This window comes from Rhodovulum sp. 12E13, assembly GCF_003340565.1.
Lineage (GTDB): Bacteria > Pseudomonadota > Alphaproteobacteria > Rhodobacterales > Rhodobacteraceae > HLUCCA09.
In genome coordinates this window covers 20,151-29,491 of sequence record NZ_QPLK01000030.1, presented here as the reverse complement: position 1 = coordinate 29,491, position 9,341 = coordinate 20,151, and the positions used below count along the sequence as shown (strand labels likewise).

The following is a 9,341-nucleotide window of genomic DNA, read 5'->3' as shown; positions in this document are numbered from 1 at the left end:
CCACGGGCACGGCGGAGATCTCGAACGGGGTCCAGTCGACCGCGCGCCAGAGCTCGCGCTGGCCCTCGGGCTTGGAGATCTCGAAGCGGTGGACCTGGTAGCCGATGGAGACCGCGCGGATGTGCCCAGCCTCGATGTCGCGCCAGATGTCGCCGACAGCGTCGCGCTCGGAGAGCCGGATGCGGGCGATGCCCTGACCGTTCTCGATCCGGGCCGAGCCCGGCACGACCGAGCCGATCACCGCGTCGAGATCGTGCGCCTCGTGCACCTTCAGGAACGGCGCGCCCGCATTCAGCCGTTCGAGCCGCACATGCTCTGGCGCCATGCTCAGCTCCTCGTCATGCGGCTCGCCGAAAAGCGCGGCGCGCCGAACCCGGGCGCCGGTCGACCAGATCACCTCGACGCTGCGCGTCTCCGGGTCGATGCTGGCAGGCCGCAGCTCCGCCGACCGGCGGAACGCCGGCAGTTCGATCGTCTGCTCCATGTGTGGATCCTCGTCAGGCCGCGTCCGTTTCCGGATCATCCGGATCGGTCGCGGGATCGGCCGGCGCAGTGGATTGCGCGCTGCCGGTCTTGGTGACCCGGCGCGGGTCGCTGTCGAGCACGAGGCCCAGTTCGTCGAGCTTGGCGTTCGTGGTCGCGATTTCGGCCAGCACCGCGTCGGGATTGCGACCCTGCCGGGCGATGGCCTCGGCCAGCGTCATGGTGCCGGAGCGGATGGCCAGCAGGTCGGCCATCGCGTCCTTCTGCGGATCGACCGCCTCGAACTTCGGCGGCGACCATTCCACCGGAACGTTGGGCGTCGGGATGCGCCCCGCCGCCCATGCGGCCTCCGTGAACCACCGCCACACGGGGGCGCAGAACATCGGGATGAAGAGCTGCCTCTGCACTGCGTCGATCATCCGGCGGAACTCCACGAGCCCGGCGCGGATCGACGAGTAGTTCACCTGGGACAGGTCTCCCGTCAGCAGCTCGTAAGGCACGCGAAACCCGGCCGAGATCGTGTGCAGGCTCGCCCGCTTGTACTCGCCATAGCCGCCCGTGGCCGACGGCTGGTTGAACCGGATGTCCTTTCCGCCGCGGGCATAGGCGATGAGCCCCGGCTCGAACTGCTCGACCCGGTTGCCGTCGGCATCGACCACCGCGGGCGCAATGCCCTGCTGCGCCTCCTCGTCTCCGAAGACGATGGCGGTGACGCAGGCCTCGGTCTTCTTGCGGACGATCTCGGCCACCTCGTAGTCGTCGAGATCGCGCAGGGCCCGGATCACTGGCGCGCCCCAGGGGACGCCGCGCGCCTGCGTGCGCTGCTTCTCGTAGACATGGGCGATCTCGCTGGCCGGCACCGCGCGGCTGTTGAGCCCGCCCGTCAGGCTGAGGTTGGCGTCGCCCGGATGCGCGCCGAAGAGCCAGTAGGCCCGCCGCCGGCCGAGCGCGTCGAACTCGATCCCTTGCACCGCCTGGCCCGCGCCGAGCGCGCCGTTGCGGGTGGCGTCGAGGAAGTCTGCCTCGAGCAGCTGCAGCTGGACGGGCGGCATCACGCCGTCGCCGGGGCGCCGTGGGCGGCGGCGCACCAGCACCTCGCCGGCCTCCACCATCTCGCGACAGGCGAGCGTCTGCAGCCCGTAGAAGTCGAGCTGACCGTCGGCGTCGCAGCCGCGCGCCCAGATCTCGAAGAGCCGGTCCACCTCGCGATCGAGCGCGGCGTCGCCGCTTGCGGCACGCGGCATGATCCCGGCGCCGACGATGTTGTTGACGAGCACCGAGACGGCCTTGGCCGCATGCGGGTTGTTGCGCACCAGGTCCCGCATCCGGTCGCGCAGCAGCGCTCCGGCCCGGCCGATCTCGGCATCGGCCGAGGATCCCGGCGCGTGCCAGCCGTCCGTCCGTCGTCCGCGGGCCGCTCCCTCGTAGGAACGTGCGAGCCCCTCGAAGGCTTGCCGCGCCAGCACGCGGCGCGTGGCGGTGCGCGGAGCGACGCTCGCGATGGCCCTGTCGAGCCAGGAGACCATCAGCGATCCCCGCGCGAAAAGCCGGCGAAGCCCGCGATGGGCCGAGCCGTGGTCCCGGCAATCTGGCGCTCGATGGTCCGGATGCGCCCGAGCAGGTCCTCGGCCGAGCCATAGTCGACGGTCTTCCCGTCGTAGCTCACGCGCGTCGTGCCGCTCGCATAGGCGCGCCGGAGCGCCGCCAGTTCAGCTTCCGTCCAGTCCGCCATCAGAACCATCCTTCCCGCCGCCCGAGCCAGTCGGAACGGCGTTTGCCTTGCGTGCCGGCATCGGGCCGCCCGATCAGGCCGGCCGGGCTGTCCATCCCGCTTGGCACGCCGAGTTGCGCTTCGAGATCGGCCCATGTCGCCTCGGGCCAGCGATCGGCGCCCGCAATCCAGGCGGCGGCGCGGGCGTAGACCCGGCAGTCCAGCGCCTCGTTGCGCTCGCGCAGCTTCTGCCATTCGAGCTTGGCGAAGCCCCGGCGGTTGCGCACCGTCACCAGCTGCTCGGCCGTCAGCTGCCGGATCCACTCGGTGTCGGCCCAGCCGGGCAGATGCACCGTGCCGGGCGAAAACGCCGCGCCGTCCTCCAGTTCCTCCGCCGTCGGCCGCGCCAGCCGCAGGAAGCGGTAGGTCTCGGCCTTGAAGGTTGATGTGGCCACGGTCCAGAGCCGCGCGCCGCGGCGCAGGCGTTTGCCGCCCGCGGTGGCGTCGACGAAGGTCGGTCCCGACACCGGGCTCGCCCGGTTGAAGCCCTCGAGCCCCTTGACCGGCGCCACCTGCGCAAAGCCAACCGAGCGGGCCCAGCCATAAACGGCTGCCGTCTCATAGCCCGTGTCGATGGCGAGCCGCGCCAACCCCAGCTCCGCGCCACCAGCATGACGCCAGCTGCGGCCGAGCAGGTCGGTCAGCGCTTCCCAAGCCTCGGGCCGTGCCGGGCCGCCCTCGATCACCACATGATCGACAAGCCAGCTTTCGAGCCCGCGGCCCCAGGCCCAGACATCGACCTCGATCCGGTCCTTCTGCACGTCGGCGCCGGCGGTCAGGAACAGACCCTTGTCCGGCACGGTGCCGGCGGGCCAGTTCTCGCGCCGTTCGGCGATCCGCTGCCAGTCCGGCGCGTCGCCGGTCTCGATCCAGGTCTCGCCGAGCACCGTGTTGCGGAACACGCGTTCTGCCTCGTCCGATCCCGTCGCCGTCTCCTTGTCGCGCGCGATGTCGGCCCAGCTCTTCCACCCCGGCGGCGAATAGAGCGCCGAGAGATGAAACCCCACCGTCCGCGCATCGCGAGGCTCGGCGGTCGCGCGCCATTCGCCCGCAGCCAGCATCGCCGGCTTGTGGTGTTCTTCGATGGGCTCGTCGCAGGCATCGCAATGGTACGCCGCCGTCTCCGGTTTGCCCTTTTCCCAGCGCAGCCGCTCGAACCGCAGCCACTGCATCGCGCCGCAATGCGGGCACGGCACGAAGAACCGCCGCTGGTCGCTCGCCTCGTATTCCCGCTCGATCCGGCTCACACCGCGGATCGTCGGCGTCGAGACGAGGAACACCTTGCGCCGGTGCGCGAAGGTCAGCGAGCGCGCCTCGGCGAGCCCGACCGGGTCGCCTTCCTCGTCGGCCGAGGCCGGATAGGCGTCGACCTCGTCGAGGAAGACGTAGCGCGCGGGCATCGAGCGCAGCCCCACCGCCGAGTTTGCGCCGGTCATCACCAGCACGCCGCCGGGGAAATCCTTCGACAGCTGCGTGTTGCCGCTGTCGCGCGCTCGCGCCGGGCGGACGCGCTCCTTCAGCGCCGGGCTCTCCTCGATCAGCGGGTCGATCCGCTGGCGCGAGTTGCGCTTGGCCAGCTCCACCGTCGGCTGGACCGCGAGCATCGGCCCCGGCGCATGGTGGATCACGAAGCCGATCCAGTTGTTGCCGGCCTCCGTCGCGCCGACCTGCGCGGCCTTCATGAACACGACCCGCTGGGTCGGGTCGCCGGGCGACAGCGCGTCCATGATGGCGCGCATGTAGGGCGTGCGCTCGGTGCGGTAGCGGCCGGGCTCGGCGCTCGCGCGTGAGCTCAGCCAGCGATGCGTGTCCGACCATTCCGAGACGGTCAGCCACGGATCTGGCGTGAGCCCGCGGCCCCAGGCCCGGAGCAGCGCCTCCGCGCCGTCGAAGCCCGCGATATCCTCAGAGAGCGATCCGCGGCTGGGCGAGTTCCTCGAGATGGGCGCGGACATGGGCCTCCAGAACCTTCTGCATGGCCGCCGTCTCCGTTCCCAACTCCGCCGCCATCAGCGCAGCCACCCGCGCCGGCCAGTTGACCCACGCGTCGCGTTCCTCGCGCGCGAGCCGGAAGACCAGCGCCGTGGCGCGGTCGCGATCGACGAGCTCGCCCTTCAGCTTGGCGAGCCGGATGCGCCGCTCCTGCGCCTTCAGCACCTCATGCGCTGTCTTCGCCTGCAGGAAGGTCGTGCCGCCGCCGGTGACCGGCGCGGCCATGCCCTGTTCCCGCAGCGTGTCGCCGACCGCCGAGACCGCCGCCTCGGGCACCGGCTTGAGCTTCGCCGCTGGCGCCTTCCGGGTCTTGGACGGGTCGGTCGCTTCCACCCGCAGCCGGTCCGAGGCTGCGGCGTCGATGCTGCCATCCTCGTGCAGGACGAGCCGACCGGCGGCCTTCGCCTTCTGGATCGCGCCGCGCGACAGCCCGACATGGGCGGCGTACTGGCGCTCGCTCATGCCCTGCATCGCCAGCCCCGATTATCATTCAAAGTCAGCTTCTTATCGGGTTGATAAGCGAGGCGGACAGAGGGAACGTGCCTCCAGAAGGACGATGCAACTCACCCGGAGCCACCACGATGACAACCCGCCTGAACCCGATCACGACCCCGCGCTTTGAGGCCCGCGCCGAGAAGGCGCGCCGGAACAAGGAAGCCGCGCTGAACGCCTTCATCGGCAAGAAGGCCGAGATCGACGAGATGCTCGCCCGGCTGCAGACCCTCAGCGACGACCATTTCAACTGCCACCCCGACGAGGTGGGCTGGGCGATGGTCGGCACCCTCGAACACTACGCCAGCCTCTTGAAGCGCATCACCGACAGCGCTTTCGGCGAAGGCGAGCACGCCCGCTGATCTCCGGCACTGCCGGAACTCCCGCCGCGCGCCCTGCGCGGCTCGGGGTCGTAGAAGGCGCCGCATGTCGCGGGCCCGAGACCGGAGACCCCAGATGACTAAGCTTTCCGACACCCAACTCGTGATCCTCAGCGCCGCCGCGCAGCGCGAGGACCGCAACATCCTGCCGCTGCCCGGCTCGCTCCGCGGTGGCGCCGCCGCCAAGGTGGTCGGCGCGCTCCTCTCCCGCGGGCTGATCGCCGAGACCATCACCGACAGCCAGACCAAGGCCGACGCCGCGCTCAACCGCATCTGGCGCAACGACGAGGACGGCCAAGCACTCCTCCTGCACATCACGGACGCGGGCCTCGCCGCCATCGGCATTGAGCCGGAGGGCGGCGACAGCGCGCCCACGGGCGCCGACGCAGCGCCGAGCGCGGAGGACCCGCAGGACGCTCCTGCCGAGGCCGATCCCGCGCCCAAGGCGCGCACACCCCGCACGGGCACGAAGCAGGCGAAGCTGATCGAGATGCTACGCGCCGACGGCGGCGCGACCATCGACGAGATCGTCGCCGAAACCGGATGGCAGCCGCACACGGTCCGAGGCGCCTTCGCCGGCGCGCTCAAGAAGAAGCTCGGGCTCGAAGTCACCTCGGAGAAGGTCGAGGGCCGCGGTCGGGTGTACAGCCTGCAGCGCGACTGACGCCGCACGCCACGACGGATCCGATGCCGCCGTCCCGCATGGGGCGGCGGCTCACGTCTCACCCATCCGTCTTCCGGAAGACGCTGTACTGGAAGCTTTGACGGTTGCCCTTCGGCGTGATGTGCATGTGGCGTCGTGCGTCCAGCGTCTCGAACCGGCCCGGCAGCAGCCTTTCGAGTTCCTGCCCCAGCGCCTCGGGCGCATAGCGCACCACGGGCAGGCCCGAGCATTTCTCCGGTCCATCGTCCGCGAAGGTCGCGATGATCGCGATCCCACCCGGGCGCAGGGCAGCCGACAGCGCGCGGGCGTAACCGGCACGGTCCTCGGCCGCGGTCAGAAAGTGGAACACCGCACGGTCGTGCCAGACGGCGTAGGTCCTATCTGGCTCCCACCTCGTGATGTCCGCCTCGATCCAGGCAACGTCGTCGCCCCGAGCGCCGAGACGCTGCCGGCTGACCGCCAGTGCGGCGTCCGACAGGTCCAACACGGTCAGAGGGCCAAAACCCTCTTCGAGCAGGACATCGACGAGGCGCGATGCGCCGGCGCCGATGTCGATGAACGGCTCATCCGGATGAATGTGCGCACGGACGAGTTCGAGCGACAGAGCGGGCGTGGCCTCGAACCAGGTCAGTTCGTCTTCCGACCTCGCGCCATAGACCCCGTCCCAATGCTCCTGTCCGCCCGCCATCTGTTCGGTTCCTCCTCGTGGGGTAAGCCTATTTCATCCGTTCACCGCGTGACACCATGATTCCGGCTATCGCCGATCCGGAGCCACGCACCCGGATCGCCTCGAACAGCCGCCGCAGGGCGAAGGAGCGCGCGATGCTCACCACCGTGAACACCGCGCCCATCTTCAGGTTCTGCGCGAGCGTCGTGTGCAGCCCGAAGATCGGAAAGATCAGGATCTGCGTCACGACCGCGACTCCGTAGCCGACCGCCACGTTGGCGATGGCCTCTACCAGCGACATGGCCCGGCTCTGCTTCATGCCACGTCCTCATTGATCGGCCAGCAGTTGAGCTGCGAGAGTTCGGAGCGCATGCGCCGCGACCAGCGGGACCACTCCGTTGCCACAGAGCCGAAGCCGGTCCACCCGGTGGGCCAGCCCATCAGCGCCTCGACGAACAGCGGGTTCAAGGTTCGGGGCCTGTCGCAGGAACTGCCGCCAGCCGTCGGCGTCACCAGGACCTGGCGGCCAAGCAGCCCGTTCACCGGCGTGTTCGCGAGGCTCGTCGCCCCGTCCTTGTGATCTCGCGCCGTAGGCGTCATCCAGAGCCGCGTCGCATCGCAGAGCGTCGTCCCATCGTTGCGTGGGCGCGCCGTCTCGCTGCGATTGCTCGTCCGGTTCCGCGTCCCCTTGCTGTCGCCCGCCAGCGGCGTCGGCCAGAGCCGCAGCATCTCCGTGCGGTTCCCGCCACTCGAGCGCGTCCCCGAGCAGGCGCGCGGGGTCGGCCAGGTGGTCGCGCTCGCGGTGGGCGAGGATGAAGAGCCGCTCGCGCTTGTGGGGCGCGCCGACTTCCGCCGCCGTGAAGAGGCCTGCCGCAATGCGGTAGCCCATGCCGACCAGTCCGCTGGCGACTTCGGGGAAGCCGAGGCGGAGATGATGGGAGACATTCTCGAGGAAGACGAATGGCGGGTCGACCTCGCCGATGATGCGGGCAACATGCGGCCAGAGGTGGCGCGGGTCGTCCGCGCCCCTGCGCTTGCCAGCGACGGAGAACGGCTGGCACGGATAGCCCGCAGTGACGATGTCCACCGCGCCGCGCCACGGGCCGCCGTCGAAGGTGGCAACGTCGTCCCAGACAGGCGCGCGATCCAGGGCCGCGTCTTCCATCCGCGCCACGAGGATGGCCGCGGCGTAGGCGTCCCGCTCGACATGACCCACAGCACGATATCCGGGGCATGCGAGGTGCAGCCCGAGGTCGAGCCCGCCGGCGCCGGAGCAGAGCGAGAGGCCGAAGAGGCACGTGTCGCCGGCTCCGGAAGCGCGTCCGGAGGAAGGTAGAGCCACGCCATCCACGTCGTCAGGCCGCGTGGGCCCCCTCGGCCGCGGCCGGGGTCTCGCCCAGCCGCTCGGCCTTCACCTCGGCGAAGGTCCGGCCGTCACCGTCGAGGATCGCGTCCTTGCCGGTCTCTGCCTGCCAGCGCTCGACGGCGACGTCGACATAGGCCGGGCTGATCTCCATCGCGAAGACGCGCCGGCCGTTGGCCTCGCCCGCCATGATCTGCGAACCGGAGCCAGAGAACGGCTCGTAGCAGAGCCCGCCGCGGGCGACATGCTGGCGCATCGGGATCCCGAAGGCGTCGAGCGGTTTCGGCGTCGGGTGGTCGGGCCGCTCGTCCTTGGCGAAGGACGGCATCTCCCACGTCGAAGGCAGCGTTTCCTCGGCCACCTTCGGCGGACGGTTCGGACGGCGCCAGCCCATGAAGCAGGGCTCGTGTTTCCAGAGGTAGTGAGACCGGGTCAGAACCCCGCGCTCCTTCACCCAGATGATCTGTTGATGGACGAAGGCGCCCGCCTTCTCCCAGCAGGCCTCGAGCATCGCCTGGCGGCGGGAGGCGTGCCAGCAGTACCAGGCGGCGTCTTCGGTGATCGCCTCGGCCACGGCCGCAGCGATGAAGCCGTCGTAAAGCTCGGCACCCTGCGAACTGTCGTCCCAGGTGGTGCCGTAGGATGCCGACCAGTCCTTGTTTCGCGTCGGGTGGTTGGAGCCGTCGTAGTCGACGAGATATGGCGGGTCGGTCGCGAACAGCACGGCGCGCTCGCCGTTCATCAGGCGGCGGACATCCGTCTCGCTGGTGCTGTCCCCGCAGAGCAGGCGATGATCACCGAGGATCCACAGGTCGCCCGTCCGCGTCGCCGGGTTGCGCGGCGGCTCCGGGATGGTCACCGGAGGCACCGAGCCCCCGGCGCCGCGCTCTTCTTCACCGCCCCCGTCCGGATCGAAGGCCAGCAGCTTGTCGAGTTCGCCGTCGGAGAAGCCGACCAGCGACAGATCGTAATCGTGCGCCAGCAGGTCCTGCAGCTCGGCCGAGAGCAGCGCCTCGTCCCAGCTGCCGAGTTCCGTCAGCTTGTTGTCCGCGATCCGGTAAGCCCGGCGCTGTGCCTCGGTCAGATGCCCGAGCACGATGACCGGCGCCTCGGTCAGCCCGAGCTGTGTCGCCGCCAGCACCCGCCCGTGGCCCGCAATCAGTTCTCCGTCCTCGCCCACGAGGCAGGGCACGGTCCAGCCGAACTCGGCCATGCTGGCGGCGATCTTCGCGACCTGGTCGGCCCCGTGCACCTTCGCGTTCTTCGCGTAGGGCTGCAGGCGCGAAAGCGGCCAGGTCTCGATCCGCTCGGGGGCGAAGGCGAGGGTCATGGGCGAGTGTTTTCCGTCGCTGAGGTGGATGCCGGCCGGACTCCGGACGCCGGATGCCGCTCTGGACTCCAAGCGGGGTCCAGCGGCATCCAGGGTATCCGGCCCGCAGGCCAGCGTTCATTGGTGTTCGCGCAGGAGGCGGGTGGCTACGGATTCCGGGTGGCTTCCCAAAAATCCGGCCCTGTCGCTGGCGAAATAC

Annotated in this window: 11 protein-coding genes; 2 read left to right on the top strand and 9 right to left on the bottom strand. The window is 70.2% G+C overall.

All coding sequences use genetic code 11. The annotated features are described in order from the left end of the window. The 5 genes from DLJ49_RS18265 to DLJ49_RS18245 form a co-directional block, all read right to left on the bottom strand. Nucleotides 1-484: HK97 family phage prohead protease (locus DLJ49_RS18265; protein WP_199533426.1), on the bottom strand; the 484-nt coding region annotated here is incomplete at its 3' end. A gap of 13 nt (nt 485-497) precedes the next feature. Continuing rightward, nucleotides 498-2,009 carry a phage portal protein gene (locus DLJ49_RS18260; RefSeq protein WP_199533425.1) on the bottom strand — a complete coding sequence of 504 codons (1,512 nt, stop codon included), beginning with the start codon at nt 2,007-2,009 and terminating at the stop codon, nt 498-500. Next, nucleotides 2,009-2,215 (bottom strand): phage head-tail joining protein, encoded by a 207-nt coding sequence (locus DLJ49_RS18255; RefSeq protein ID WP_008887551.1) that lies wholly within the window; start codon nt 2,213-2,215, stop codon nt 2,009-2,011. Before DLJ49_RS18255 ends, DLJ49_RS18260 begins: the two co-directional genes overlap by 1 nt. Further along, nucleotides 2,215-4,209 carry a phage terminase large subunit family protein gene (locus DLJ49_RS18250; RefSeq protein WP_115394967.1) on the bottom strand — a complete coding sequence of 665 codons (1,995 nt, stop codon included), beginning with the start codon at nt 4,207-4,209 and terminating at the stop codon, nt 2,215-2,217. Before DLJ49_RS18250 ends, DLJ49_RS18255 begins: the two co-directional genes overlap by 1 nt. Further along, on the bottom strand, nt 4,160-4,717 hold the full coding sequence (locus DLJ49_RS18245; RefSeq protein ID WP_115394966.1) for a hypothetical protein: 558 nt from the start codon (nt 4,715-4,717) through the stop codon (nt 4,160-4,162). The genes DLJ49_RS18250 and DLJ49_RS18245 overlap by 50 nt, the downstream gene beginning before the upstream one ends. Nucleotides 4,718-4,827: 110 nt before the next feature. Between DLJ49_RS18245 and DLJ49_RS18240 the strand changes: the two genes are divergently transcribed. Both DLJ49_RS18240 and DLJ49_RS18235 read left to right on the top strand, forming a co-directional pair. Beyond that, nucleotides 4,828-5,100 carry a hypothetical protein gene (locus DLJ49_RS18240; RefSeq protein WP_115394965.1) on the top strand — a complete coding sequence of 91 codons (273 nt, stop codon included), beginning with the start codon at nt 4,828-4,830 and terminating at the stop codon, nt 5,098-5,100. A gap of 94 nt (nt 5,101-5,194) precedes the next feature. Further along, nucleotides 5,195-5,782 (top strand): DUF3489 domain-containing protein, encoded by a 588-nt coding sequence (locus DLJ49_RS18235; protein ID WP_115394964.1) that lies wholly within the window; start codon nt 5,195-5,197, stop codon nt 5,780-5,782. A gap of 58 nt (nt 5,783-5,840) precedes the next feature. On the opposite strand, the gene DLJ49_RS18230 is transcribed toward DLJ49_RS18235, so the two are convergent. The 4 genes from DLJ49_RS18230 to DLJ49_RS18215 are packed head-to-tail and all read right to left on the bottom strand — an operon-like array spanning nt 5,841 to nt 9,142. Further along, nucleotides 5,841-6,470: a class I SAM-dependent methyltransferase gene (locus DLJ49_RS18230; protein WP_115394963.1), complete on the bottom strand. Its 630-nt coding sequence runs from the start codon at nt 6,468-6,470 to the stop codon at nt 5,841-5,843. A gap of 28 nt (nt 6,471-6,498) precedes the next feature. Further along, a complete protein-coding gene (locus DLJ49_RS18225) occupies nt 6,499-6,768 on the bottom strand; it encodes a DUF7220 family protein (protein WP_115394962.1) in 270 nt (89 codons plus the stop codon). Between the two features lie 9 nt (nt 6,769-6,777). Continuing rightward, a complete protein-coding gene (locus DLJ49_RS18220) occupies nt 6,778-7,791 on the bottom strand; it encodes a DNA cytosine methyltransferase (protein ID WP_233489232.1) in 1,014 nt (337 codons plus the stop codon). Nucleotides 7,792-7,804: 13 nt separating this feature from the next. Further along, nucleotides 7,805-9,142 (bottom strand): site-specific DNA-methyltransferase, encoded by a 1,338-nt coding sequence (locus DLJ49_RS18215; RefSeq protein WP_115394960.1) that lies wholly within the window; start codon nt 9,140-9,142, stop codon nt 7,805-7,807. Nucleotides 9,143-9,341: the final 199 nt, after the last annotated feature.